This window comes from Jiangella anatolica, from assembly GCF_003236295.1.
GTDB lineage: Bacteria > Actinomycetota > Actinomycetes > Jiangellales > Jiangellaceae > Jiangella > Jiangella anatolica.
In genome coordinates this window covers 38,774-63,616 of record NZ_POTW01000008.1, presented here as the reverse complement: position 1 = coordinate 63,616, position 24,843 = coordinate 38,774, and the positions used below count along the sequence as shown (strand labels likewise).

The window sequence follows — 24,843 nt, the reverse complement described above, 5'->3', positions numbered from 1 at the left end:
TAAGAGGGCTGTGAAGATCCTGTTCGAACATCCGGTACCATGAATCGACAGAATCAAACAGACTCGAACAGGGAGCCTCATGCTGGCGGCGGAACGGCAGGCGCTGATCCTGGACGAGGTCCAGCGCCGCGGCGCCGCCACCGTCAGCGAGCTGGCCGCCCGGTTCGGCGTCTCGGACATGACGATCCGCCGCGACCTGGACACCCTCGTCGCCCGCGGCACGCTGGACAAGGTGCACGGCGGAGCCACGTCGAAGCGCTCGGCCAGCACCGAGGAGCCGGGGTTCCGCGCCAAGCAGCTGCGCCAGCGGGCGGAGAAGGAGGCCATCGCGCAAGCCGCCGCCGACCTCGTCCGGCCCGGTTCGGCGGTCGGGCTGTCCGCCGGCACCACGACGTGGACGCTGGCCCGCCGGCTGCGCGCGATCCCGCGGCTCACCGTCGTCACGAACTCGATCCGCATCGCCGACGAGCTCTACGACGACGACCGCACCGACCTCGACGTCGTGCTGACGGGCGGGGTGCGGACGCCGTCGGACGCGCTGGTCGGGCCGGTCGCCGTCGGGTCGCTGCGGCACCTGCACCTCGACGTGGTGTTCCTGGGCGTGCACGGCGTGGACGCCGAGGCCGGGTTCACCACCCCCAACCTGCTCGAGGCCGACACCGACCGCGCGCTGGTCGCGGCCGGGCGCCGGCTGGTCGTCGTCGCCGACCACACGAAGTGGGGGACGGTGGGCATCAGCACCATCGCCCGCCTCGACGACGCCGACATGCTGGTCACCGACGCCGGCCTGCCCGGCGACGCCCGCGACACGCTGGCCGAACGGGTCGGCGAGCTGGTCATCGCTCCCCCGACGAACGGAACGGAATGAAACGCACGACGGCGCGGCTGGCCGACGGCCGCGAGATCATCTACTTCGACCGGCGCGACGACGCCGCCCATCGGCTCGACGACCCGCGGGACCTGCCGCCGGTGAGCACGACGTCGCAGCTGCGCTACGACCCGATCCTGGCCGAGTGGGTGGCGATGGCCGGGCACCGGCAGACCCGCACCTTCCTGCCGCCGGCCGACCTCTGCCCGCTGTGCCCGTCGACGCCGGACCGCCCGACGGAGATCCCGTCGGCGACCTACGACGTCGTCGCGTTCGAGAACCGCTTCCCCAGCCTGTCGACGCACGCCACGACGGCGGAGACCGGCACCGAGCTGGTCCCCGTCCGCCCCGGCATCGGCCGCTGCGAGGTGCTGGTGTTCAGCAGCGACCACACCGCCTCGTTCGCGACGCTGGCGCCGGACCACGCGCGGCTGGTGGTCGAGGCGTGGGCCGACCGCACCGCCGAGCTGTCCGCCGTCCCCGGCGTGGAGCAGGTGTTCTGCTTCGAGAACCGCGGCGCGGAGATCGGCGTGACGCTCTCACACCCGCACGGCCAGATCTACGCCTACCCATACGTCACGCCGCGGACGGCCCGGATGATGCGGTCGGCGCACGAGCATCAGCAGAGGACGGGCCGCAACCTCTTCGCCGACGTGCTCGCCGAGGAGCGCGCGGCGGGCACCCGCGTCGTCGCACAGACCGAGCACTGGACGGCGTTCGTGCCGGCCGCGGCGCGCTGGCCGGTCGAGGTGCACCTGTATCCGCATCGTCAGCTGGCCGGGATCGGCGACCTCGACGACGCCGAGCGGGACGAGTTCGTCGCGCTCTACCTCGACGTGCTGCGCCGGTTCGACGCGCTCTACGACGCGCCGCTGCCCTACATCGCCGCCTGGCACCAGGCGCCGGTGCGCATCGACCGCGACCTCGGCTACCTGCACCTGCAGGTGTTCTCGGTCAAGCGGGCCGCGGACAAGCTGAAGTACCTGGCCGGCTCGGAGTCGGGCATGGGCGCGTTCATCACCGACGTGCTGCCCGAGGACGTCGCGGCGCGACTGCGGGAGGTCCGATGAAACTGCTGGTCACCGGCGGCGCCGGGTACATCGGCTCGGTGGTGGGGTCGCAGCTGGTCGCGGCCGGCCACGAGGTGGTCGTGCTCGACGACCTGCTGACGGGGCACGACGACGCGGTGCCCGACGGCGCCCGGTTCGTACGCGCCGGTCTCGACGCCGCAGGCGACGTGCTGGACGGCAGCTTCGACGCGGTCCTGCACTTCGCCGCCCGGTCGCTGGTCGGGCAGTCGGTCGCCGAGCCGCAGCTGTACTGGTGGAACAACGTCGTCGGCACGCTGCGGCTGCTCGACGCGATGCGCGCGGCCGGCGTGCGGCGGCTGGTGTTCTCGTCGACGGCGGCGGCGTACGGCCAGCCCGGCGTCAGCCCGATCACCGAGGACACCCCGGCGGTGCCGATCAACCCGTACGGCCAGAGCAAGCTCGCCGTCGACCACATGCTGGCCGGCGAGGCGCGGGCGCACGGGCTGGCCGCGGTCAGCCTGCGCTATTTCAACGTCGGCGGGGCGCTGGGCCGGCACGGCGAGCGGCATGACCCGGAGACGCACCTGATCCCCAACGTGCTGATGGTGCCGGCCGGCCGCCGCGACGCGGTCGACGTGTTCGGCAGCGACTACCCGACGCCCGACGGGACCGCCGTCCGCGACTACCTGCACGTCGAGGATCTCGGCCGGGCGCATCTGCTGGCGCTGGACTGGACCGGGTCGGCCGAGGCGGCGGGCGAGCACCGCGTGTACAACCTGGGCTCGGGGACCGGCTACTCGGTTCGCGAGGTGGTCGAGGCCGTACGGCGGGTCACCGGCCACCCGGTGCCCACCCGCGACAGGGAGCGCCGGCCCGGTGACCCGCCGGTGCTGGTCGCGTCGGCGGAGCGGATCGCCGCCGACCTCGGTTGGCGGCCGGAGCACGCCCTGGAGACGATCGTGGAGGACGCATGGCGATTCCTGCGCAGCTGACGGGGTCGGCGCCCGGCCGGGTCAACCTCATCGGCGAGCACACCGACTACAACGGCGGCTTCGCGCTGCCGCTGGCCATCCCGGCACGGACGACGGCGAGCCTGCGCGTGCGCGACGACGGCCTGGTCGTCGCCGAGTCCACCGCGCCGGGCACGGAGCCGGCCCGGTTCACCGTCGACAGCTCCCCCGGCGACGTCACCGGCTGGGCCGCGTACGTGGCCGGGGTGTTCTGGGCGCTGCGCGACGCCGGGCACGATATCCCGGGCGCCGATGTCTCGATCCACAGCACCGTGCCGTCCGGCGCCGGGCTCTCCTCGTCGCACGCGCTGGAGTGCGCCGTCGCCGTCACGTTGAACGAGCTGCACGGTCTCGGGCTGGACCGCACCGAGCTGGCGCTGCTCGTGCAGCGGGCCGAGAACCACTACGTCGGCGCGCCCACCGGCGCGATGGACCAGATGGCGTCGCTGTACGGGCAGGACGGCCACGTCATCCTGTTCGACGCGCGCGCGATGACGGCCGAGCCGGTGCCGTGCGACCTGGCCGGCGCCGGGCTGAGCCTGGTCGTCGTCGACACCCGGGTGCACCACGAGCACGTCGACGGCGGCTACGGCGCCCGGCGGGCCAGCTGCGAGGAGGCCGCGGCGCTGCTCGGCGTCGAGACGCTGCGCGAGGTGCAGGACACGCCACTGGCCGAGGTCCTCGGAAAGCTCGACGACGACGTCATGGTCCGGCGGGTCCGGCACGTGCTGACGGAGAACGCGCGGGTGCTCGACACCGTCGCGCTGCTGCGGGCCGGCCGGGCGGGCGAGATCGGGCCGCTGCTGACCGCGTCGCACGCCTCGATGCGCGACGACTACGAGATCACCGTCGCCGAGATCGACGTCGCCGTGGACGCGGCGCTCGCCGCGGGGGCGCTGGGTGCGAGGATGACCGGCGGCGGCTTCGGCGGCTCGGTCATCGCGCTGACCGCCACGGCCGACGCGGAGCGGGTCGGCGCCGCCGTCAGCTCCGCGTTCGACCAGCACGGCTACGCGTCACCGTCCGTCTTCACCGTCCGCCCGGCCGCGGGCGCCGGCATCGAGGAGAGCCAGTGATCCCCAGCGGATTCCAGGTCGAGCTGTCGCACGGCCGCTACACCGCCGTCGTCACCGAGGTCGGCGCCACCCTGCGCGAGCTGCGCCACGACGGCCGGCCGCTGGTGGCCGGCTTCGACGCCGACGAGATCCGGCCCAACTTCCGCGGCGCGGTGCTGGCCCCGTGGCCGAACCGGATCGCCGACGGCCGCTACACGTTCGGCGGCCAGGAGTGGCAGCTGCCGCTCACCGAGCCGGCCCGCGGCAACGCGCTGCACGGCCTGGTCGCCTGGGTCCGCTGGGAGGTCGCGGCGCAGTCGGACTCCACCGTCGAGCTCGTTCATTCGCTGGTGCCGTTCAGCGGCTACCCGCACGCGCTGGACCTGCGGGTGCGCTACGAGCTCGACGACGCCGGCCTGCACTGGACCGTCGCGGCCACGAACACCGGCGACGCGCCCGCGCCCTACGGCACCGCGCCGCACCCGTACCTCGTCGCCGGCGCCGGCCGGGTCGACGACTGGTCGCTGGAGCTGCCCGCCGCGGAGTACCTCGAGGTCACCGACGACCGGCTGCTGCCGGTGTCGGTCGACAAGGTCGAGTCGGCCGGGTTCGACTTCCGCACCCCGCGGCCGCTGGGCGACATCTTCATCGACCACGCCTTCACCGCGCTGACGGCCGGCGACGACGGCGTCGCGCGGGTGAACGTGCGCGCGGCCGACGGCGGCGGCGTCGTCTGCTCGTGGACGGCCGCGGAGTGCCCGTGGGTGCAGATCCACACCGCCGACCGGCCCGGCGAGCCCGGTCACCGCATCGGCCTCGCGGTCGAGCCGATGACCTGCCCGCCCGACGCGTTCAACTCCGGCACCGACCTGATCGTGCTGGCGCCCGGCCAGCAGCACGCGACCACCTGGACGATCGCGGCGCTCTGACGATCAGCCGCAGGCCGGCGCGAACGTGAAGTCGTTGGTCACGACGCGCTGGCCGCGGTCCTTCAGCGTGTGGTCGGCGTCGATCTCGAACACGTCCAGCAGCGGGTTCGTGTTGAGGTCGAACTGCAGCCGCTGGATATCAGTCGTCCAGGAGAAGTCGCCGTAGCGGCCGTCGGACACGTCGACCCGGCGGACGTCGTCGACGTACTCGCGGCCGGTCGGGCTGGCCATCGTGAACGTACGGGTGACCCTCGAGCCATCGGCCAGCGTCAGGCCGACGGTCGTCGCCGGGTCCTTGGACGGCAGGACGTAGTGCAGGCCGGTCGTGTGCGCCCGCAGCCGGCCGTCCTCGACGGTGAAGGTCGCGTCCATGTACAGCGGCTCGGCGCCGGCGCCCGGCTCGACCAGGTCGTAGGCGCCGCCGGCCATCCGCACCCGGATCTCGGCGCCGTCCATCGCGATCGTCACGTCCTCGATGACGTGGGTGTCCGGCTCGAGGATCGGGTAGAGCAGCGGCGTCGTCGAGCCCCAGAACCGGCCCTCCATCGGGCCGCATCCGGTGTCGGGTGCGATGCCGGCGGCGTGCCGGTCGTCGGCGGGGTCGTCGTAGTCGATCGCGAGCGAGATGCCGCTCGGCACGTGGGTGGCCAGGATCGCGTTCCCAGCGCGGTCGAACTGCGTCAACTGCCACTCTGATCGGGCCTGCCGGGAGTACGTCAGCTCGGCCGGCGCGACGTCGACGACGATCGGCCGCGGCACGACGGCGGTCGGCGTGATGCGCCGGTCCAGCGGGCCGGCCTGCGCGGACGTGGTGGCGGCGGTCGCGGCCAGGACGGCGACGGCGGCGATGGTGCGGCGCGCGATCGGGAGCGCACGGGTCCTCATGCCGGCGACGCTAGGGTCGCCGGGCGAACCGGACGTGACCGTCCGATGACCAGTCGCGGGTCAGCGGGCGACGGCGCGGGTGGCGAACGCCTGGCCGACGGTGAAGCCGAGACGCTCGTAGAGGCGGCGGGCGACGTGGTTGTCGGCGTACATGCCGAGGGTGACGGCGTGCGCGCCGGCGCTCGCCAGTCCGGCGCGCGTGGCGGCGGCCGTGACGTCGGCGCCGTAGCCACGGCCGCGGTGGGAGGGGTGGGTGGCGATCGCCCGCAGGTGGCGGACGCCCGGCGCCTGCTCGTGCTCCGCGGCGCACGCCACGAGTGCGCCGGACGGGTCGCGCAGGCCGAGCCACGTCCGCACCGTCGGGTCATCGGCCTGGGCCGACGTCCGCGGCGAGGACGCGTGGAGCAGGGCGGCCAGCTCTTCGTGGTCCGACAGCCCCAGCGCGGCGACGGCGGCCTCGCCCGGCCGCGGCGGCGGCGCCGACGTCGTCCAGAACCAGTCCCAGTCGTCCCCGTCGCCGAGCGGCGCCTCGACGTGCGGCAGCGCGGCCGCCGTCATGACGACGCGTGCCACCGACGGCAGGCCGGACAGCGCCAGCGTCACCAGCCGGCCCGCGTCGGCGCCGGCGCCGAGCGCCACCAGCACGGGCCCGTACCGACCCGTCACCGTCCAGCCGGTCGCGTCGCCGAACGCCCAGGCCCGCTCGAAGTCCGCCGGCGAGTGGTGCCAGCGGGCGAACGGGTGGCCGCCACTGCGCTCGACGAGCGTGGCGTAATCGGGCAGCTCCACGAGCGCGGACGTCAGCACCGACTCAGGGTAACGAGACTGATCGCGGGGTCGGGGGTGCGATCAAGGAACCCATCGGTTAGCCTCCCCTAAGTAAGGCTAAGCATTCTTCACACGGGGACTCGATGACCACCGCGACCACCGAGCGTGCCGTCCGGCGCGCCGCCGACGTGCCGGCCTGGCGCCCGTTCCGGGTGACCGTGGCGCGCGTCCAGCAGCTCACGCCGTCCTTCCTGCGCATCACGTTCACCGGCGGCGACCTCGACGAGTTCGGTCACGACGGCCCTGATCAGCGCATCAAGCTCTACCTGCCGCGGCCCGGGCACGGTCTGCCCGACGCCGGCGACGGCGACTGGTTCGCGCGGTACCGGGCGATGGACCCGGACGTGCGCGGCACGCTGCGCACCTACACGATCCGCGCGGTCCGGCCGGCGCAGCGCGAGGTGGACGTCGACTTCGCCCTGCACGGCGACGCCGGCCCGGCCTCGGCGTGGGCGGTCCGCGCGACGATCGGCCAGGAGGTCGCGCTGATCGGGCCGAACCGGCTCTACGGCGCGGACTGCCAGGGCCACGAGTGGAGCCCGCCGATCGACGTCCGCGACGTGCTGATCGCCGGCGACGAGACCGCGGTCCCGGCCGTGTGCGGAATCCTCGAGCGGCTGAGGGGCACGCTCGATCCCGGCGCACGGATCCAGGTGTTCCTGGAGGTCCCCGACAACCGCGACGCGCTGCCGATGCTGGCGCCGGACCAGGCCGAGATCACCTGGCTGTCCCGCCGCCGCCCGGACGGCACCGTGACGGCCAACGGCGAACTGCTGGTCGACGCGGTGTGCGCGGCCGAGTTCGGCCGCGGCGCCCGGGCCGCCGAGCTGGACGCCAGCGCCGTCGACACCGTCGACATCGACCTCGAGGTGCTGTGGGAGGTCGCCGCGGCGGCCGGCAGCAGCGCCTACGCGTGGATCGCGGGCGAGGCCGGCGCCGTCAAGACCATCCGCCGGCACCTGGTCCGCGAGCGCGGCATCGACAAGGGCGCGGTCTCGTTCATGGGCTATTGGCGGGCCGGCCGCTCGGAGAACTGAGCGTCATCGCAGCCGCACGACGCTGCCCGTGAGCAGCTTCGCCTCGTCGGAGACGACCCACGCGATCACCTCGGCGACCTCCTCGGGGGTGGCGACGTGGGTGAGTTCGCGGCTGGCGGCGACGGCGGCGCGGACCTCGTCGGTGACCCAGCCCGTGTCGGTGACCGGCGGGTAGACGATGTTGGCGGTGACGCCGTAGGCCGCCAGCTCGACCGACGCGGACATCGTGTAGTTCTCCTGGGCCGCCTTGGCCGCGCCGTAGGACACCTCCTCGGGGAAGCCGTGCTGGCCGCCCGACGTCAGCCCGACGATGCGGCCCCAGTCGCCGCCGCGGGCGACGTGGCGGCGGGCGAACTCCGCGATGAGCAGCGCCGGCGCCATCGCGTCGACGCCGAACTGCTGCCGGAACGTGGCCTCGGTGACCTGCGTCATCGGCCGGCCGAACCGGTCGGCCGAGGCCGGGGTGAAGGTGTCCTGGACCCAGCCGCTGGCGTTGTTGACGAGGATGTCGACCGGGCCGAGATGCCGCTCGGCCTCGTCGAACAGCCGTTCCGGCGCTTCCGGGTCGGTGAGGTCGGCCTCGACGGCGTGCGCGCGGGCGCCGGACGCCTCGATCGCGGCCACGACGTCCGTGCCGTCGCCGCGGCGGGCCGCGTTGTACGCGTCCTCCTGTCCGTCGGCGTCGCCCGGGCGGAAGAACGCCACGAGCACGTCCACCCCGCGCCGGCCGAGGGCGACCGCGGTGGCGGCGCCGATGCCCGCGTTGGCTCCGGTGACGACGGCGACGTGGTGGGGATTCGTCATGCCGCCATCCTCACGAGGGATCGCGGACCCGCGCCACCAGTTTCTTCGGCGCCAGCAGGCAGTAGCTCTCGGTCATCAGCTCGGCGATCTCGGCCCAGTCGATCTCGTCGGGCAGCACCAGCACGACGACGTCGCGGCCCCAGCTGCCGCGGAAGTACGGCGGGCCGGCGGCGACCAGCGCGGCCAGCTCCTCCGGCGGCGCGCGGAACGTGAGCAGCGGCACCGGCTGGTCGACGCCGCCGGCGGCGCGGGTGTAGGCGGCGTGGTGGTCGGGATCGACGGTGAGGACGTGCGCGAACGTACGCCCGCGCACCCGCCACCGCGTCCCGACCCAGGCCAGCTCCTCGTACGCGTCGGGCAGGCCCATGCAGATCTCGCGCAGCGGCTCGACGATCTCGTCGGGGACGTCGTCGTCGTGGTACACCATCCGCCGAGGCTAACCGCCGCCACCGACACCGCCGCGGGCGAGGACGTGCTGCACCTCCACCGTTCGCTCGTGCAGCTCGCGGTAGAGCGGGAACAGCCGGTCGTACACGGCGGCGTCGGCCGGGTCGGGCGCGACCGTCACGCCGCCGCCGTTCCACGCGTCGTCCCGGGCGGCCGCGCCGATCGCCACCGCGGCGAACTTCGCGTCGCCGTAGGCCGCGCCGACCGTCACCGCCGGGACCTCCTGCGTCACCCCGGCGGCGCTGCTGACGATGCCGGTCCACAGGTCGCCCTGAGTCCCGCCGCCGACCGCGACCACCCGCTCGGCCTCGACGCCGGCGGCGGCGAACTCGGCCAGGTTGTGCCGCACGCCGAACGCGGTCGCCTCGAGCAGCGCCCGGTAGACGTGCCCGGCGCCGTGCCGCAGCGACAGCCCGGCCAGCACGCCGCGGGCGTCCGGGTCGGCGAACGGGGTCCGCTCGCCGTCGAAGTAGGGCAGCGCCAGCAGCCCGTCCGACCCGGCCGGGACGGCGGCCGCCTCGGCCAGCAGCTCGGGGTACGGCCGGCCGCCGGTCAGGTCGCGGAACCAGCCGGTGATCGACCCGGAACTGGCCATCCCGCCGGCCAGCGTGTGCAGGCCCGGATGCTGGCCCACGGTGCCCCACAGCTGCGGATGCGCCACCGGCGACGACGTCACGGCGATGAAGAACATCGTCGACCCGTACATGATCATCACGTCGCCGGGCCGCCGGACGTCGACGCTCTCGGCCTCGGCCCACGCGTCGATGGTGCCGACGGCGACCGGCGTGCCCTCGCGCAGCCCGGTCGCGGCCGCCGCCTCCGCCGTCACCTCACCCGCGATGTCCGTCGGCCAGCGCAGCGACGGCAGCGCCAGCCCGGGTGCGACGGCGTCGGCCCACTCCGGGATCCACTCGCCGCGGACCCGGTCGTACAGCGGCTGCGCCTGGTTCGCCGAGTGGTGGTCCAGCACGTACTCGCCGGTCAGCCGGTACACGACGTAGCCGTTGGCCATGAAGAAGTAGCGGGTGCGGGCCCACACGTCCGGCTCGTTCTCGCGGATCCAGGCCAGCTTCGGCCCGGCCGACTGCGACGACAGCCGCGACCCGCACCGCGCCAGCACCTCGTCCTCGCCGAGCAGTGACGACAACGCCGCCGCCTGCCCGACTGCGCGGGTGTCGACGCCGTACAGGACGGCCGGCCGCAGCGGCGCCCCGTCCGCACCGGCCACCAGCGCCGTCGGCCCGATGCCGCTGACGCACACCGCGCCGATCGACGCGGCCGGGAACCGCGTCGTCATGCGCCGGCTCAGCGCGCACACGTCGGCCCACCAGACGGCGTCGGCGTCCTGCTCGACCCAGCCCGGCCGCGGCCGCTGGGTCTCGTGCTCGACCACCTCGACCGCGATCACGTCGCCGCCGAGCGACGCCATGACCGCCTTGCTGCTGGCCGTGCCGATGTCGATGCCGAGGACGAACTCGGCCACGCCTCAGCCGCCCAGCCGCTGGTAGTCGACGGCCAGCAGCCGGCAGACCTGCTCCAGCTCGGCCAGGTAGTCGCCCGGCACCGCGTGGATATGGTTGGCGCCGAACCGGGACAGGAACTCGGCGGCCGGGACGTCCATGCGGGTGAACGCGTGCGGCCACTCGAACGTCGACTGCCGCGCGAGCTGCTCGTTGACCTCGTCGCCGTAGTCCTCGAAGGCGCCGCGTACCACCTGCATGCGGTAGTGGCCGCTGTGCCGGGTGAGCCTGGCCAGGGTCATCTCGCCGGGCGCGGCGATGTGGTGTACGGACGCGCCGCCGGCCGGGAAGAAGAACACCTCCGGGTAGAGGTGGACGCGGCGCAGGTTCTCGGCCGGGTCGTCGCTGCGGGCGGCGTACCAGGTGGCGTGCTGGCCGGAGTTGGCGAGATCCCAGATGTCGCGGTCGGCGTGGTAGTGCCGCACGTCGGCGAAGAGCACCGGGTCGCCGGAGATCAGCTTGAGGATCTGCATCGTCAGCGCGGCGTCCATGTCCGACTCCGTCGCGGTGACGTGGGTCGGCTTCGGGCCCTCCCAGTCGTACGGGTCGTTGAGGAACGCCTCGGTGATGTCCATCGTGGTGAAGTGCGTCGTCAGCTCCGGCTGGCCCTTGATGCCGGAGAAGTCGAGGTTCCACTCGTCGATCAGCTCACGCACCGCGTGGTACGAGCGGATCTGCCGCTCCAGCAGCTCCGGGGTGAGCTGCTTGCCGTCGTAGTGGACGTTGGCGTGCTTCTCCAGCCACTCCCGGCCCTCCTTGGCCCGGGCGGGCGACACCAGCTCGGAGCGACGGACGATCTCCCACTGGTCGATCTCCTCGACGTCGACGCCGAACGTCGACAGCCACTGGTCGGTGTTGGCGACCGCGGTGTACATGCCCATCGGGCGGCCGCCGAACCGGCCGAACGTGCTCCCCCGCAGCCCGCCGACCGCCTGCGCCGCCCGGACGTGCACGAGCAGCCGGCCCAGCGTCTCCGGGTCCGCGACGTCGCCCCAGACCCGGCCGTGCACCCGGCCGATCTGGTCCAGCGCACCGCCGGCGGCCAGCATGCCGACCATGCCCGGCTGCACCGGGTCGATGTTCGACAGCAGCACCAGCGGCCCCGGCGTCGCGTCGGCCGCCAGCATCGAGAAGTGCGGGAACGCCCACACCGAGTAGTTGAAGATGGTCAGGTCCGGCCGCGCCTCGGCCACCAGCCGGGCCTGGCTGGACGCCAGCTCGTTCGTCCACACCAGCTCCGGCGCCCGGACCACCTCGTGGCCGGCGCCCTCCAGCGCGGCGGTGATCGCGTCCTCCGACGATCGCGCCCAGTCCGCGATGTCGCGGTGCACGAAGTCGCGTCCGTCGGAGATCGTCAGCAGGCCGATACGTGCCACGGTGCACCCCTCGAGGTCGAGAAATCGATTGCACAGACACGCTAGGATGACGGCGGAGCGGATGTCAACGGCACGGGTGCCGGCGGCCGGCGACGGACGGAAGGGGTGCGGTGGTCACGATCTACGACGTCGCCCGGCAGGCCGGGGTGTCGGCCGCCACCGTGTCGCGCGTGCTCAACGGCCACGTGCGGGTCGACCCGGCGCTGGCCGAGCGGGTCACCGACGCCGTCGAGCAGCTCGGCTACCGGCGCAACGCCGTGGCCCGCAACCTGCGGACCAGCCAGACCACGCTGTGGGCGGTGATCGTCTCCGACGTCGAGAACCCGTTCTTCACCTCGATGGTCCGCGGCATCGAGGACGTCGCGCTCTCGGCCGGGTACTCCGTCGTGCTCTGCAACAGCGACGAGAACCCGGAGAAGGAGTCCAACTACATCGCCGCGGCGCTGGCCGAGCGGATGGCCGGCGTGATCATCTCCCCGTCCTCGAACCGCGTCGACGACGTCGAGCTGCTGCTGCGGGCCGACTGCCCCGTGGTCGTCATCGACCGCGAGCTGTCCGGGCAGAGCACCGACACCGTTCTCGTCGACAACGAGCACGGCGCCGAGCTCGGCACCGCTCACCTGGTCGAGCAGGGGTTTCGCCGCATCGCCTGCATCGGCGGGCCGCGCTGGCTGAGCACCGCCACGCAGCGGCTGGACGGCTACGGCAAGGCGCTGCGCGCGGCCGGCCGGCCGGTCGACCCGGCGCTGATCCGCCACGCCGACTTCCGCGAGCGCGGCGGCTACGAGGCGATGGCGTCGCTGCTGGACGACAACGCCGACGCGCCGCCGGACGCCGTGTTCGCGGCGAACAACCTGATGACCATCGGCGCGATGGAGTGCCTGGTGCAGCGCGGCATCGCGGTCCCGTCCGAGGTCGCGATCGTCGGCTTCGACGCGATCCCCTGGGCCGACCTCATCCGGCCCACCCTGACCACCGTCGCCCAGCCCACCTACGAGGTCGGCCGGCGGGCGGCCCAGCTGCTCGCGAAGCGCCTGACCAGCCCGGACGCCGAGCCCACCCGTGTCGTCCTGCCGACCGCACTGCAGGTGCGGGCCAGCTCACGCCGAGACGGCTGACAGAAACCGATTTCTCGCCCGCTACGACCACAGGCCGGCGATCGGCGCCGCGACGATGTCCGTATCGACGACGAAGGCTCGCGGACCCGTGTGGAGCACGGCACCACCGATGAACCGATCGCCCAACTCGTCCCGCAGCCAGGCGAGATGGCGCAGCGCCGCATCGGGATCGGCGCCGACGACGGCTTGGGCGAGCTGGTCGGGCAGGAAGTGGCTGCGGGCCAACCGGCTGGCCGCGATCGTCCTCCCACACGCTCGAGCAGCAAAATGCCGCACCTGTCAGTGGGCATTTCCCACACCCTCGGGCGTCCCTCAGGCCGGCGTGACGGCGGCGATCGTGACGTCGAAGCCGGCGCCGTCGTTGTCGCCGCCGAGCTCGCGCAGCCGCACGCAGATCCCGGTCTCGACGTCGAGTGCGACGTCGAAGGAGTCGGCGTAGGCGCGCTCGTCCGGCTGCGGGCCGCCCTCGTCACGCAGCAGCCCGGCCGCGACCTCGCCGAACAGCATCGCGCAGCAGGTGCAGCGCGGGTCGTACGACGACGTCGGCCGGACCGTCGCCTCCACCGTCGGGCGGCCGGCGCGCACCCCGTCGCGCACCATCAGCACGTCGACCCCGCCGGACAGCTCGACGGGGTCGAGCATCGCGACCCACAGGTAGTTCTCGTACATCGGGTCGTCGTAGAAGACGTGGACCGTGGACGGGCGCTCGGCGACCAGGCCGTCGGCCCGCAGCACCGGCGCCGGAGCACCGGGGTCCAGCGGCAAGGCGATGTCCGCCGGCAGCTGCGGCGTCTCGTCCACCAGGTGCTCGACGCCCTCGTGGTCGACGACGCGCATGCGGCCGGGCCGGTCGATCCAGGCCCGGACCGCCTGCTCGGCGACGATCGAGTGACCCACGAGCGTGCGGGTCAGCTCGACCGATCGCCACCGCCAGGGCGACGAGCGCGCCAGCGCCCGGAACCCGTCCTCGTCCACAGAGAAAACCGGCTCAGACCAGCCGCTTGGCCAGGTTCTCGTCCAGCGCGGCGAGGAAGTCCTCGGTGGTCTGCCACTCCTGGTCCGGTCCGACCAGCAGCGCGAGGTCCTTCGTCATGACGCCGGCCTCGACGGTCTTCACGATGACGTCCTCGAGGGTCTCGGCGAAGCCGGTGACCTCGGGGGTGTTGTCGAGCTTGCCGCGGTGCTTGAGGCCGCCGGTCCACGCGAAGATCGAGGCGATCGGGTTGGTGGAGGTCGGCTTGCCGGCCTGGTGCTGGCGGTAGTGCCGGGTGACGGTGCCGTGCGCGGCCTCGGCCTCGACGGTCTTGCCGTCCGGCGTCATCAGCACCGACGTCATCAGGCCGAGTGAGCCGAAGCCCTGCGCGACGGTGTCGGACTGGACGTCGCCGTCGTAGTTCTTGCAGGCCCAGACGTAGCCGCCCTCCCACTTCATCGCGGCCGCGACCATGTCGTCGATGAGCCGGTGCTCGTAGGTGAGCCCGGCATTCTCGAAGTCGGCCTTGAACTCGCGCTCGAAGACGTCGGCGAAGATGTCCTTGAAGGCGCCGTCGTAGGCCTTGAGGATGGTGTTCTTCGTCGACATGTAGACCGGGTAGTTGCGCTGCAGGCCGTACGAGAACGAGGCGCGGGCGAAGTCCTCGATGGACTTGTTGAAGTTGTACATGCCCATCGCCACGCCACCGTCGTCGCCGTAGTTGGCGACCACGTGCTGGATCGGCTCGGAGCCGTCGGCCGGGGTGAACGTGATGGTCAGCTCGCCGGCGCCGGGCACCTTGAAGTTGGTGGCCTTGTACTGGTCGCCGTGGGCGTGACGGCCGATGATGATCGGCTTGGTCCAGCCCGGCACCAGCCGCGGGATGTTGGAGATGATGATCGGCTCGCGGAACACGACGCCGCCGAGGATGTTGCGGATCGTGCCGTTGGGCGAGACCCACATCTTCTTCAGACCGAACTCCTCGACCCGCGCCTCGTCCGGCGTGATCGTGGCGCACTTGACGCCGACGCCGTGCTCCTTGATGGCGTTGGCGGCGTCGATGGTGACCTGGTCGTCGGTGGCGTCGCGGTGCTCGATGCCGAGGTCGTAGTAGCGCAGGTCGATGTCGAGGTACGGGTGGATCAGGCGGTCCTTGATGAACGCCCAGATGATCCGTGTCATCTCGTCGCCGTCGAGCTCGACGACCGGCCCGGCTACCTTGATCTTCGCCATGTCAGCAACTCCAGAAAGAGAATGTTTGTCTCGACGTCAAGATAACAGACGGGCTCAGATCAGCCCGAGCCCGGCGACGGCGTCGCGCTCCTCGGTCAGCTCCTGGACCGACGCGTCGATCCGCAGCCGGGAGAACGCGCTGATCTCCAGCCCCTGGACGATCTCCCAGGCGCCGTTCCGCGACACCACCGGGAACGACGAGATCAGCCCCTCGGGCACGCCGTAGGAGCCGTCGGACGGGATCGCGGCGGACGTCCAGTCGCCCTCCGGCGTGCCGTTGACCCAGGAGTGGACGTGGTCGATGGCCGCGTTGGCCGCCGACGCCGCCGACGACGCGCCGCGCGCCTCGATGATCGCCGCACCCCGCTTGGCCACCGTCGGGATGAAGTCGTCGGTCAGCCAGGCCTCGTCGACCAGCTCCGCCGCCGGCTTGCCGGCGACCTCGGCGTGGAAGATGTCCGGGTACTGGGTGGCCGAGTGGTTGCCCCAGATGGTCAGCTTGCTGATGTCGGCGACGCCGACGCCCAGCTTCGCCGACAGCTGCGACAGCGCGCGGTTGTGGTCCAGCCGGGTCATCGCGGTGAACCGCTCGGCCGGGACGTCCGGCGCGTGCGACTGGGCGATCAGCGCGTTCGTGTTGGCCGGGTTGCCGACGACGAGCACGCGGACGTCAGACGCGGCGCCGGCGTTGATCGCCTCGCCCTGCGGCTTGAAGATGCCGCCGTTGGCCTCGAGCAGGTCGCCGCGCTCCATGCCCTTCGTCCGCGGCCGCGCCCCGACCAGCAGGGCGACGTTGACGCCGTCGAACGCCTGGCGCGGGTCGTCGTAGATGTCGATGCCCGACAGCAGCGGGAACGCGCAGTCGTCCAGCTCCATCGCGGTGCCTTCGGCCGCCTTCACCGCCGGCGGGATCTCCAGCAGCTTGAGCCGCACCGGGGTGTCTGCCCCCAGCAACTGGCCGGACGCCACCCGGAAGAGCAGCGCGTAGCCGATCTGACCGGCCGCGCCGGTGACGGTGACGTTGACGGGCGCCTGGGCCATGGTGGTTCTTCTCCTCGGTGAGCTGAACGGATTCAGGACGGGGGCGGGACGATGAGCGACGCGATCAGGGTCCCCGCCCCCAGGAACCCCAGCGTCAGCAGGTCGATGGCGCGCGAACGCACCTTGAGCAGGCCGGCGACGCCGCTGGGCAGCACCGCCCGCAGCACGGCGGCCAGGCAGATGCCGGCGGCGATGATGAACGTGCCGCGGCGGAAGTGGTTCTCGGCGACGATGACGGTGCCGAGCGCCACGACGGCGAGGGACAGCAGCAGCGGCCACTGCCGGAACGTCGCGCGCAGCCAGCTCGCGGGCGTCAGCCGCCGCTCGGCGGCCTGCGCCCAGCGGCTGCTGGCCGCGGCGCGATGGGAACCGGCGCGTGTGCTCACCGCTTCGAGATCTCCACCCACTGCTGGTCGTGCGGCCCGGTGTAGTCGCTGTCGGGCCGGATGAGCCGGTTGTCCTCGTGCTGCTCGATGACGTGTGCCGTCCAGCCGCTCATCCGCGAGATCGCGAACACCGGCGTGAACAGGTCGGTCGGGATCCCCAGCGCGTGGTAGACGCTGGCGGCGAAGAAGTCGACGTTCGGGTACAGGCCCTTCTCGTCGAGCACCGTCTGCTCCATGCGGCGGGAGAACTCGTAGTAGCGGCGGTTGCCGGTGAGGTCGGCCAGCTCCTCGCTCATCTTGCGCAGGTGCGTGGCGCGCGGGTCCTCGGTCTTGTAGACCCGGTGGCCGAACCCCATGATCTTGCGGCCGGCGCCCAGCTCGTCGCGGACGAACTGGTCGACGGCGTCCTCCTCACCGTCGATCGAGGTGAGCGTCTTCATGACGGCCTCGTTCGCGCCGCCGTGCAGCGGCCCGCGCAGCGCGCCCATGGCGCCGGTGATGGCCGAGTGCATGTCCGAGAGCGTGGCGGCGATGACCCGGGCGGTGAACGTCGACGCGTTCATCGTGTGGTCGGCGTGCAGCACCAGGCACTCGTCGAAGATCTCCGCGGCCCGCGGGGCCGGCCGCTCGCCGGTGATCTGCAGCAGGAAGTTGCCGGCGATGCCCAGCTCCGGGTCGGCGTCGGGCACCTCGCGGCCCGAGCGCTGCGCCTCGTAGGCGGCGACCAGCACCGGCAGCTGGGCGACCAGCCGGGTGGCCTTGCGCCGGTCGGCGTCGATGGAGGCGTCCTCGGCGTCGGGGTCGTCGATGGCCAGCGACGACACCAGCGTGCGCAGCGCCTCCATCGGAGTGCCGTTGCCGACGACGTACGGCAGCAGCGTCGTGGCCACCGAGCCGTACCGGCGGCCGTCGGCCAGCTCGGCCGTCAGCCCGTCGAGCTCGGCCTGGGTCGGCAGCGTCCCCCGCTGCAGCAGATGGACGCACTCCTCGAAGGAGATGCGCCCGGCGATGTCATGGATGTCGTAGCCGCGGTACCAGAGCCGACCCTCTCGCCCGTCGATGTCGGAGATCGACGTGGACGCGGCCACGACGTCGGCGAGGCCGCGCGGAGACTTCTCGGCCATGAAATGAGTCCTCCTCAGGGGGAAGAACGAACCGGCCTCGAGGCCGCCGATCCGCTCGCCGGGCGTGGGTCCGGCCTACGGGCGGACGGCGGACTCGGCCGCCTCCACGACGTTGGCCAACAGCATTGCACGAGTCATGGGGCCGATGCCGCCGGGCATCGGTGCGAGGTGCCCGGCGACCTCGCGCACCTCGGGCGCGAGGTCTCCGGTGTAGCGGCCCTTGCCGTCCGGGCCGACGACGCGGGTGATGCCGACGTCGAGGACGGCCGCGCCCGGCTTGATCATGTCGGCGGTGATCAGCCCCGGCACACCGGCCGCGGCGATGACGATGTCGGCCCGCCGCACGGTGCCGGCGAGGTCGCGGGTGCCGGTGTGGCAGACGGTGACGGTGGCGTTCTCGCTGCGCCGAGTGAACAGCAGTCCCATCGGCCGGCCGGCGGTGACACCACGCCCGACGACGACCACCTCGGCGCCGTCGATCGGGACGTCGTAGCGGCGCAGCAGCTCCAGGCAGCCGCGCGGCGTGCACGGCAGCGGCGCCGGCTGCATCAGCACCAGCTTGCCGAGGTTCTGCGGGTGCAGGCCGTCGGCGTCCTTGGCCGGGTCGATGGCCGACAGCACGCGCTCCTCGTCCAGGCCCTTCGGCAGCGGCAGCTGGACGATGAAGCCGTGACAGGCGGGGTCGTCGTTCAACTGCGCGACGGCCGCCTCGACCTCGGCCTGGGTGGCCGTGGCGGGCAGCTCCACCTGGAGCGACTCGATGCCGACCTCGGCGCAGTCGCGGTGCTTGCCCGCGACGTAGGCGTGGCTGCCCGGGTCGTCACCGACCAGGACGGTGCCCAGCCCGGGGATCACGCCCCGTTCGCCCAGGGCCTTGACCCGGGCGGTGAGCTCGGAGCGGATGGCGGCCGCGGTGTTCTTGCCGTCGAGAATCTTTGCGCTCACGTATCTGATTCTCGCATGGACCGCCGCGGCCGCCGACGGGTGCTCAGCCGCTCTTGCGGCGGAACATCCGCTGGGTCTTCGCCCCGTCCTCGTGCGACGGGCCGGTGCCGGACGCGTGGTCGTCAGGGTGGTCGTGGTCGGCGGACTTCTTCCGCTCCAGGGCCTCGCGCATCTTGGCCTTGAGATCGTCGTTGCCGCCGGACTTCTTGGCTGCCATGGTCGTCACCCTACCTCGCCGACGCGCCTGATCATCACGGCTTCCCACGTGCCCGGCGACGGGCCGTGTCGGTGTGGCGACGGGGTCCGCTCAGCGACGCTCGGGCGTTCGGCCCCGTCGCGACGGGCTGCGGTCAGTGAGACGGCGACACTCCGGCGTCCGGCTTGTGGCATCGGCCTGTCGGGCCGGTTCGATGTGGCTTTGGTCTTGGCCGGCAGCAGGGGGACGGCCACTGCAGCACAACGGCCAACGCCACGCATCACGGCCAACGCGACGCGGCGAACGTGCGCCGGCCGTCAGTGGAAGAAGTGCCGGGTCCCGGTGAAGTACATGGTCACACCGGCCTCGCGGGCCGCCGCCACGACCTCCTCGTCGCGCACCGAGCCGCCGGGCTGGACGACGGCGCGCACGCCGGCCTCCGTCAGCACCTGCAGGCCGTCGGCGAACGGGAAGAACGCGTCGGAGGCGGCGACGGAGCCGGCGGCGCGCTCGGCGGCACGGCTCACCGCCAGTCGCGCGGAGTCGACGCGGTTCACCTGGCCCATGCCGACGCCGACGGCGGCGCCGCCGCTGGCCAGCAGGATCGCGTTGCTCTTCACCGACCGTACCGCCCGCCAGGCGAACACGAGGTCGGCCAGCGTCGCCCCGTCGACGGGGTCGCCGGCGGCCAGCGTCCAGGTCGCGGGGTCGTCGCCGGGCGCGTCGACGCGGTCCACCTGCTGCATGAGCAGGCCGCCGGAGATGGCGCGCGTCTCGACCGGGCGGGCGCCGTCGCCGGCGACGCGCAGCAGCCGCACGTTCTTCTTCTGCGTCAGCAGGTCCAGCGCGCCGGGCTCGAAGTCCGGCGCGACGACGACCTCGGTGAAGATGGTCGAGATCAGCTCCGCCGCCGCGGCCGTGACCGGCCGGTTGGCCGCGATGACCCCGCCGTACGCCGACACCGGGTCGGTGGCGTGCGCCTTGCGGTGCGCCTCGGCGATGTCGGCGCCGACGGCGATCCCGCACGGGTTGGCGTGCTTGATGATCGCGACGGCCGGCTCGGCGAAGTCGTGCGCCGAGCGCCACGCGGCGTCGGCGTCGACGTAGTTGTTGTACGACATCTCCTTGCCGTGCAGCTGCTCCGCGCCGGCCAGCCCAGGGTCGCCGAAGCCGCGGTACAGCGCCGCGGCCTGGTGCGGGTTCTCGCCGTAGCGCAGGACGGCGCTGCGGTCCCAGGCGCCGCCGACCCACTCCGGGAACACGGTGCCGTCGGCCGGCGGCGCGACGACGCTGCCCAGCCAGGACGCGACGTGCACGTCGTAGGTGGCGGTGTGGGTGAACGCCTGCAGCGCCAGCCGCTGCCGCTCGCCCAGCGTGAACCCGCCGGCCTCGACGGCGGCCAGTACCTCGCCGTAACGGGCCGGGTCGACGACGACGGCGACGTTGGCGTGGTTCTTCGCCGCGCCGCGGACCATCGACGGACCGCCGATGTCGATCTGCTCGATCACGTCGTCCGGCCCGGCGCCGGACGCGACCGTGTCGGCGAACGGGTACAGGTTGCTGACCAGCAGCTGGAACGGCTCGATGCCGAGCTCGTCGAGCTGGGTGCGGTGGCTCTCGTGGCGGACGTCGGCGAGCAGGCCCGCGTGCACGTTCGGGTGCAGCGTCTTCACCCGGCCGTCGAGGCACTCGGGGAACCCGGTGAGCTCCTCGACCGCGGTCACCGGCACGCCCGCGGCCGCGATGCGGGCCGCCGTCGACCCCGTCGAGACGATGGCGACACCGGCCGCGTGCAGGCCCTGGGCCAGCTCCTCCAGCCCCGTCTTGTCGTAGACGCTGATGAGCGCGCGCCGGATCGGCGTACGTGCCTCGCTCACGGGATGGTGACCTTTCTCTCGGTGATGGTCCAGCCCTCGCGGGCCAGCCGGCCGATGTACTCGACCAGCTGGGCGCGCTCGGCGACCTTGATCCGCTCGGTGAGCGTGTCCTCGGTGTCGTCGTCGAGGACGGGGACCGCGACCTGCGCGACGATCGGGCCGGTGTCGACACCCTCGTCGACGAAGAACAGGGTGGCGCCGGTGATCTTGACGCCGTAGGCGAGCGCGTCGCGGGGACCGTGGATACCGGGGAACGACGGCAGCAGCGCGTTGTGGGTGTTGAGGTAGCGGTCGCCGAACCGGCTGAGGAACGCGGGACCGACCAACTTGAGAAAGCCGGCGGAGACGACGAGGTCCGGTGCGTGCTCGGCGGTGCGCTCGGCCAGGGCGCGGTCCCAGTCGGTCCGCTCGGGGTGGTCCTTGACGCGCTCGACGAACGCCGGCACACCGGCGTCGGCGGCGAGGTCGAGCGCCCGGATCCCGTCGCGGTCGGCGCCGACGGCCACGACCGTGGCGCCGTAGGAAGGGTCGGCGCAGGCGTCGAGCAGGGCGGCGAGGTTGCTGCCGGTACCCGACACCAGCACCACGATCCGGCAGGTCACCCGCCGACAATACCTGGGCCTATCGCTCCGGCGGCGGAGGTGGTGGGTCCTCTTCTTTTACGGAGATCGGCTCACCCTCCGCTGTGTCTACTGCCCGGTCCGCCGGGTCGACGTCCACCGCATGCGCCGCACCGTCCACCGGCTCGTCCACTGCCTCGTCCACTGCCTCGTCCGCGGCATCCACCGCACGCCGGCGGAGGCGAAGGCCCAGGACCACGACCACCGCAGGGACCGTGACCAGGCCGAACGTCGCCGCCGCGACCTCCCACGGGACCGGGCCGAGCGCCGTCATCCGTTCCGCACCCACCGAGCCGCCGGACAGCAACGCCAGCACCGCCATCGCGACCGCCGCGATCGCACCGGCGCCGGCCGCCACGCCCGCCGCCTGAGCCAGCGGCACGGCCGCCGACTCCTCCTCGTCGTCCACCTCGTCGACGTCGGCCTCGTCCTCCGGCACGTCCGCCGCGGACACGCCCCGCACCGGGCCCAGCCGGCGGTGCACCAGCACCCCGGCCAGCACGCCGGCGAGCACGGGGCCCGCGACCACCAGCCAGGTGACCGAGCCGGGCAGGCTGGACGGCAGCGCGCCGAGCAGCGGCACCGCGGGCACCAGGCCGAGCGTGACCCCGTCGGGCGCCACCGAGGTCGCCGTCCCGACCGCGAAGCCGGGGCCGAGCGCGAACGCCGCCGACCACAGCACCAGGTTCGGCACCAGCAACGCGCAGCCGGCGACCAGCAGCGTCGTGCCGAGCAGGCCGGCGTCCAGGGCGGTGGCGAGGTCCCCGGTCCGGCCGAGGTGGATGACCAGGCTGACCCCCATCAGCACCGCACCCACCACGACCAGCCCCGCCACCGCCGCGGCCGCGCCGGCCAGTGCCGCGCGCATCAGAGGTGGCACCCGCCACCACCATTCGGCCAGCAGCCCGGATTCGTGCGCCACCCCGGTCGTCACCGCGGCGGCGGACCACAGCGCCGCCCACAGCATCGCCGTCAGCGGATCACCGGCCACCCCGGGGCTGACCGAGAGCGACGCGATGAGGCCCGCGCCCACGACGTACGTGACGACCGCCGGCAGCACGACGGCGGCCGCGCCCCGCGTCGTCGCCACGCCGGCCGAGTGCGCCGCCCACCGGGCGGACCGGTGCAGCAGCAGCACGAACAGCAGCGTGAGGCCGAGCGGGGCGAGCGTGAACGCCCCGTCGCCGACCTCCAGGCCGGCGCGGTGCGCCGTCAGCCAGACCCGGGAGCCGATCCGCAGCGGGTCGCCGAGCGGGCCGACCGCGCCCTCGGCGATCCACATCGCGACACCCGGCAGGACGCACAGCGCGAACCCGGCCAGCAGCGCCCACGCCGTCGCCAGGATCGCCGCCAACCACGGGACCCGCGACCCCCACGCCGGCTCATCGCGCCGGAGCAGCGGTCGGGTCAGCAGGTCGGCCACGCCTCCATCGTCACCGGAAAGGGCACACTATTCGGCGGCACCACGCCGACAAACGGCTGATCAGCTGCGTATTCCGAGAGCGGATTACGAGGAAACGCGCCCGATCGCCGAATTGGTCGTGCAACCGTGGGGCGCACTCACGGGTCCTCCTGGGTGTAAGCGGACAATCGATGGGCACAGGGGAGGTTCAGGCATGCGCCAGCCCGCGGACTTCGACGCGTTCTACGACGCCACCAGCCGGCGTGTGCTGCACCAGCTCTACGCGCTGACCGGAGACCTCTCCGCCGCCCAGGAATGCACCCAGGAGGCCTACGCCAGGGCCTGGCAGCACTGGCCCGCCGTCATGGCCGCGACCAGCGCCGAGGCGTGGGTGCGCGGCTCCGCGTGGCGGCTGGCGTCCGGCCGCCGGCGGCCCCGGCGCCGCCCGGCGCGTCCGGCACGACCGGCCCCGTCCGGCGGCTGCGCCGAGCTCGTCGCCGCGCTGCGGCAACTGCCCGAGAAGCAGCGCTACGCGATCGTCGTCCGGCAGCTCGCCGGCGCGTCCGTCGCCGACATCGCGGCCGAGACCGGAACGTCGGTCGCGGCCGTCGAGAACCGTCTCGCGAAGGCGCATGCCACCCTGGCTCGTATTCTCCCCGGCGACCCCGCCCTTCTCACCGGAGGCCACCGTGTCTGACAGCCACGACGACAGCCTTTCCCGGCGCTTGTCGTCGCTCGAATCGGACCTTGCGGGCATCTCGCTGCCCGGTCCGGGCGCCGCACGGCGCCGGGCCGCCCAGCGGACCCGGCACCAGGTCACGGGCGGCGTGCTGGCCGGCGTGGTGGCCGTCGCACTCGGCGTGGTCGCGGTCAACCCGCCCGCTTTCGTGGCGTCGCCGCAGCCGGCCGAGTCGCCGACCGGCACGGACTCGCCGACGGCCGTCCCCTCGACACCACCCCCGTCGACACCACCGGCCGTGCCCACCCCGGACCCGACCGGCGACGGCGAGAGCCCCGACCCCGGCGGCGCGAACGGCGACGGCAATGGCGACGACGGCACCGGCTCGCTCGCCGTCCCGCCCGGCGCGCTCATCGGCATCGACTTCCTGCTCGACCCTAACCCGGCCGACCTGGACTGGGCCGAGGTCCCGGCCGACGACACCTGGCTGCCCTGTGTCCCGGACTTCGCCGACACCGCGGCCGGGGTCTCCTACGAGACCAGCGTCCAGTCACGCTTCGACCACTGGGTGGAGCCGGCCGGAACCGGCGCCGAGGCCCGGCTCGAGCAGCTGCGCGACGAGATCACCGACTGCGCGCAGAGCGGCGACGACTACTACCTGTCCGACGTCTGGCGGCTCACCGGGGTCGGCGACGAGGGCTACCTCATGGTCTGGAACGGCCCGCCGCGCACCGAGGAGTCCGCCACCTACGTGTCGGCCAGCATCGTCCGGGCCGACGGTTTCATCAGCGCCGCCTTCCGCGGCTGGGACGGTCAGGAGTACATCGGCCCGCCGGGCGCCGAGGATGCCATCGAGGCGGTGTCCACGCTCTGCGCCGTGTCGGACGTGGACTGCCCGGGTACGCCGGAACGGGAGCAGGTGTACCCCGAGCCGGTCGGCGACGTCGACGGCTGGCTCTTCATCGAAGACCTCGCCGAGGCGGGACTCACCGCCCTCACCCAGGGCAGCGATGTCCAGGAGGGCGGTGACGCGGCCGGGCCCACCGACTACGGGTTCATCAACCTGCCGGTCGACCCGTTCGCCGACGGCGCCACGTCGCTGCAGCAGCGCTTCTACAGCGACCCGCTGGAGACGGGCGGTGCCGTCCTGGACCAGCTGCGGGCCACGTTCCCCGACGCCGCATCCGCGCGGGCCCACTACGACACCTTGGTGGCCGCCGCCGGCCAGCCGGTCCAGTCCACCGACGCCGTGGAGGACACCGGCACGGTCTCCGGCGACGGCTACGACGGCGCCACCTGGCGGCTGACGGGCGGTGACGGGCTCGAGTGGCTCTACGGCGCCGCGGTCAGCGGCGACGTCGTCACCGTCGTCTACTACGGGCTGCTCGACGACGAGCTCTCCCCCGAACAGATGCGGGGCCTGGTCGAACACGCCGCGCAGCGGATCGGGGGGTGACGA

The 24,843-nt window shown here is 73.0% G+C and carries 26 protein-coding genes; 9 read left to right on the top strand and 17 right to left on the bottom strand.

Annotated elements, in window-relative coordinates:
• Positions 1 to 79: 79 nt before the first annotated feature.
• Genes C1I92_RS04910 through C1I92_RS04890 form a run of 5 tightly spaced genes read left to right on the top strand, consistent with a single transcriptional unit; the run spans position 80 to position 4,893 of the window.
• Entirely contained in the window at positions 80 to 868 is a 789-nt protein-coding gene (locus tag C1I92_RS04910; RefSeq protein WP_111253554.1) for a DeoR/GlpR family DNA-binding transcription regulator, read from the top strand.
• Positions 865 to 1,938, top strand: a complete 1,074-nt coding sequence (galT, locus tag C1I92_RS04905; protein ID WP_111253553.1) for a galactose-1-phosphate uridylyltransferase — start codon at positions 865 to 867, stop codon at positions 1,936 to 1,938. Before C1I92_RS04910 ends, galT begins: the two co-directional genes overlap by 4 nt.
• The gene (gene galE / locus C1I92_RS04900; protein ID WP_111253552.1) at positions 1,935 to 2,891 is read left to right on the top strand and encodes a UDP-glucose 4-epimerase GalE; all 957 of its coding nucleotides are present in this window, start codon (positions 1,935 to 1,937) and stop codon (positions 2,889 to 2,891) included. Before galT ends, galE begins: the two co-directional genes overlap by 4 nt.
• Positions 2,870 to 3,985: a galactokinase gene (gene galK / locus C1I92_RS04895; RefSeq protein WP_111253551.1), complete on the top strand. Its 1,116-nt coding sequence runs from the start codon at positions 2,870 to 2,872 to the stop codon at positions 3,983 to 3,985. Before galE ends, galK begins: the two co-directional genes overlap by 22 nt.
• On the top strand, positions 3,982 to 4,893 hold the full coding sequence (locus C1I92_RS04890) for an aldose 1-epimerase family protein (RefSeq protein WP_111253550.1): 912 nt from the start codon (positions 3,982 to 3,984) through the stop codon (positions 4,891 to 4,893). Before galK ends, C1I92_RS04890 begins: the two co-directional genes overlap by 4 nt.
• Before the next feature lie 3 nt (positions 4,894 to 4,896).
• Here C1I92_RS04890 and C1I92_RS04885 read toward each other — a convergent pair whose 3' ends face one another.
• Together C1I92_RS04885 and C1I92_RS04880 are read right to left on the bottom strand one after the other, a co-directional pair.
• The gene (locus C1I92_RS04885; protein WP_111253549.1) at positions 4,897 to 5,778 is read right to left on the bottom strand and encodes a hypothetical protein; all 882 of its coding nucleotides are present in this window, start codon (positions 5,776 to 5,778) and stop codon (positions 4,897 to 4,899) included.
• A gap of 60 nt (positions 5,779 to 5,838) precedes the next feature.
• Entirely contained in the window at positions 5,839 to 6,585 is a 747-nt protein-coding gene (locus tag C1I92_RS04880; RefSeq protein ID WP_111253548.1) for a GNAT family N-acetyltransferase, read from the bottom strand.
• Positions 6,586 to 6,689: 104 nt separating this feature from the next.
• Between C1I92_RS04880 and C1I92_RS04875 the strand changes: the two genes are divergently transcribed.
• Complete coding sequence (locus C1I92_RS04875; RefSeq protein ID WP_111253547.1) at positions 6,690 to 7,643, top strand: siderophore-interacting protein; 954 nt, start codon at positions 6,690 to 6,692, stop codon at positions 7,641 to 7,643.
• 3 nt (positions 7,644 to 7,646) lie between these two features.
• On the opposite strand, the gene C1I92_RS04870 is transcribed toward C1I92_RS04875, so the two are convergent.
• Genes C1I92_RS04870 through C1I92_RS04855 form a run of 4 tightly spaced genes read right to left on the bottom strand, consistent with a single transcriptional unit; the run spans position 7,647 to position 11,790 of the window.
• Entirely contained in the window at positions 7,647 to 8,447 is an 801-nt protein-coding gene (locus C1I92_RS04870; RefSeq protein WP_111253546.1) for an SDR family NAD(P)-dependent oxidoreductase, read from the bottom strand.
• Between the two features lie 10 nt (positions 8,448 to 8,457).
• Complete coding sequence (locus C1I92_RS04865) at positions 8,458 to 8,874, bottom strand: MmcQ/YjbR family DNA-binding protein (protein WP_111253545.1); 417 nt, start codon at positions 8,872 to 8,874, stop codon at positions 8,458 to 8,460.
• 9 nt (positions 8,875 to 8,883) lie between these two features.
• Positions 8,884 to 10,377 (bottom strand): FGGY-family carbohydrate kinase, encoded by a 1,494-nt coding sequence (locus C1I92_RS04860; protein WP_111253544.1) that lies wholly within the window; start codon positions 10,375 to 10,377, stop codon positions 8,884 to 8,886.
• 3 nt (positions 10,378 to 10,380) lie between these two features.
• Positions 10,381 to 11,790 (bottom strand): L-fucose/L-arabinose isomerase family protein, encoded by a 1,410-nt coding sequence (locus C1I92_RS04855; protein WP_111253543.1) that lies wholly within the window; start codon positions 11,788 to 11,790, stop codon positions 10,381 to 10,383.
• Positions 11,791 to 11,900: 110 nt separating this feature from the next.
• Between C1I92_RS04855 and C1I92_RS04850 the strand changes: the two genes are divergently transcribed.
• Entirely contained in the window at positions 11,901 to 12,908 is a 1,008-nt protein-coding gene (locus C1I92_RS04850) for a LacI family DNA-binding transcriptional regulator (RefSeq protein ID WP_111253542.1), read from the top strand.
• A gap of 21 nt (positions 12,909 to 12,929) precedes the next feature.
• On the opposite strand, the gene C1I92_RS04845 is transcribed toward C1I92_RS04850, so the two are convergent.
• From C1I92_RS04845 to C1I92_RS04795, 11 genes are all read right to left on the bottom strand, one after another.
• Positions 12,930 to 13,133, bottom strand: a complete 204-nt coding sequence (locus C1I92_RS04845; RefSeq protein WP_199520960.1) for a hypothetical protein — start codon at positions 13,131 to 13,133, stop codon at positions 12,930 to 12,932.
• Between the two features lie 87 nt (positions 13,134 to 13,220).
• Positions 13,221 to 13,883: a hypothetical protein gene (locus tag C1I92_RS04840; RefSeq protein WP_111253541.1), complete on the bottom strand. Its 663-nt coding sequence runs from the start codon at positions 13,881 to 13,883 to the stop codon at positions 13,221 to 13,223.
• Between the two features lie 13 nt (positions 13,884 to 13,896).
• Positions 13,897 to 15,114, bottom strand: a complete 1,218-nt coding sequence (locus tag C1I92_RS04835; RefSeq protein WP_111253540.1) for an NADP-dependent isocitrate dehydrogenase — start codon at positions 15,112 to 15,114, stop codon at positions 13,897 to 13,899.
• A 54-nt stretch (positions 15,115 to 15,168) separates the two neighbouring features.
• On the bottom strand, positions 15,169 to 16,155 hold the full coding sequence (locus C1I92_RS04830; RefSeq protein ID WP_111253539.1) for a malate dehydrogenase: 987 nt from the start codon (positions 16,153 to 16,155) through the stop codon (positions 15,169 to 15,171).
• A gap of 32 nt (positions 16,156 to 16,187) precedes the next feature.
• Positions 16,188 to 16,541, bottom strand: coding sequence for a DUF3017 domain-containing protein (locus C1I92_RS04825; RefSeq protein ID WP_158563994.1), 354 nt, complete (start codon positions 16,539 to 16,541; stop codon positions 16,188 to 16,190).
• Complete coding sequence (locus C1I92_RS04820) at positions 16,538 to 17,665, bottom strand: citrate/2-methylcitrate synthase (protein ID WP_111253537.1); 1,128 nt, start codon at positions 17,663 to 17,665, stop codon at positions 16,538 to 16,540. Before C1I92_RS04820 ends, C1I92_RS04825 begins: the two co-directional genes overlap by 4 nt.
• 75 nt (positions 17,666 to 17,740) lie before the next feature.
• Positions 17,741 to 18,610 carry a bifunctional methylenetetrahydrofolate dehydrogenase/methenyltetrahydrofolate cyclohydrolase gene (locus C1I92_RS04815; RefSeq protein ID WP_111253536.1) on the bottom strand — a complete coding sequence of 290 codons (870 nt, stop codon included), beginning with the start codon at positions 18,608 to 18,610 and terminating at the stop codon, positions 17,741 to 17,743.
• A 43-nt stretch (positions 18,611 to 18,653) separates the two neighbouring features.
• Complete coding sequence (locus C1I92_RS04810) at positions 18,654 to 18,827, bottom strand: DUF5302 domain-containing protein (RefSeq protein ID WP_199520959.1); 174 nt, start codon at positions 18,825 to 18,827, stop codon at positions 18,654 to 18,656.
• Between the two features lie 296 nt (positions 18,828 to 19,123).
• Complete coding sequence (gene purH / locus C1I92_RS04805) at positions 19,124 to 20,683, bottom strand: bifunctional phosphoribosylaminoimidazolecarboxamide formyltransferase/IMP cyclohydrolase (protein WP_111253534.1); 1,560 nt, start codon at positions 20,681 to 20,683, stop codon at positions 19,124 to 19,126.
• A complete protein-coding gene (purN, locus tag C1I92_RS04800) occupies positions 20,680 to 21,285 on the bottom strand; it encodes a phosphoribosylglycinamide formyltransferase (RefSeq protein WP_111253533.1) in 606 nt (201 codons plus the stop codon). The genes purH and purN overlap by 4 nt, the downstream gene beginning before the upstream one ends.
• A gap of 19 nt (positions 21,286 to 21,304) precedes the next feature.
• A complete protein-coding gene (locus tag C1I92_RS04795; RefSeq protein ID WP_111253532.1) occupies positions 21,305 to 22,726 on the bottom strand; it encodes a cell division protein PerM in 1,422 nt (473 codons plus the stop codon).
• Positions 22,727 to 22,919: 193 nt separating this feature from the next.
• On the opposite strand from C1I92_RS04795, the gene C1I92_RS04790 reads away from it, so the two are divergent.
• Complete coding sequence (locus C1I92_RS04790) at positions 22,920 to 23,402, top strand: sigma factor-like helix-turn-helix DNA-binding protein (RefSeq protein WP_111253531.1); 483 nt, start codon at positions 22,920 to 22,922, stop codon at positions 23,400 to 23,402.
• A complete protein-coding gene (locus tag C1I92_RS04785) occupies positions 23,395 to 24,840 on the top strand; it encodes a hypothetical protein (protein WP_146605021.1) in 1,446 nt (481 codons plus the stop codon). The genes C1I92_RS04790 and C1I92_RS04785 overlap by 8 nt, the downstream gene beginning before the upstream one ends.
• Positions 24,841 to 24,843 lie beyond the last annotated feature (3 nt).

What these genes read in the sequence shown, in the direction of transcription:
- C1I92_RS04910 (WP_111253554.1), top strand. Translation starts at nt 80, where the DNA reads ATGCTGGCGGCGGAACGGCAGGCGCTGATCCTGGACGAGGTCCAGCGC.
- C1I92_RS04885 (WP_111253549.1), bottom strand. Translation starts at nt 5,778, where the DNA reads ATGAGGACCCGTGCGCTCCCGATCGCGCGCCGCACCATCGCCGCCGTC.
- galK (WP_111253551.1), top strand. Translation starts at nt 2,870, where the DNA reads ATGGCGATTCCTGCGCAGCTGACGGGGTCGGCGCCCGGCCGGGTCAAC.
- C1I92_RS04870 (WP_111253546.1), bottom strand. Translation starts at nt 8,447, where the DNA reads ATGACGAATCCCCACCACGTCGCCGTCGTCACCGGAGCCAACGCGGGC.
- galT (WP_111253553.1), top strand. Translation starts at nt 865, where the DNA reads ATGAAACGCACGACGGCGCGGCTGGCCGACGGCCGCGAGATCATCTAC.
- C1I92_RS04830 (WP_111253539.1), bottom strand. Translation starts at nt 16,155, where the DNA reads ATGGCCCAGGCGCCCGTCAACGTCACCGTCACCGGCGCGGCCGGTCAG.
- C1I92_RS04835 (WP_111253540.1), bottom strand. Translation starts at nt 15,114, where the DNA reads ATGGCGAAGATCAAGGTAGCCGGGCCGGTCGTCGAGCTCGACGGCGAC.
- C1I92_RS04865 (WP_111253545.1), bottom strand. Translation starts at nt 8,874, where the DNA reads ATGGTGTACCACGACGACGACGTCCCCGACGAGATCGTCGAGCCGCTG.
- C1I92_RS04820 (WP_111253537.1), bottom strand. Translation starts at nt 17,665, where the DNA reads ATGGCCGAGAAGTCTCCGCGCGGCCTCGCCGACGTCGTGGCCGCGTCC.
- galE (WP_111253552.1), top strand. Translation starts at nt 1,935, where the DNA reads ATGAAACTGCTGGTCACCGGCGGCGCCGGGTACATCGGCTCGGTGGTG.
- C1I92_RS04810 (WP_199520959.1), bottom strand. Translation starts at nt 18,827, where the DNA reads ATGGCAGCCAAGAAGTCCGGCGGCAACGACGATCTCAAGGCCAAGATG.
- C1I92_RS04875 (WP_111253547.1), top strand. Translation starts at nt 6,690, where the DNA reads ATGACCACCGCGACCACCGAGCGTGCCGTCCGGCGCGCCGCCGACGTG.
- C1I92_RS04790 (WP_111253531.1), top strand. Translation starts at nt 22,920, where the DNA reads ATGCGCCAGCCCGCGGACTTCGACGCGTTCTACGACGCCACCAGCCGG.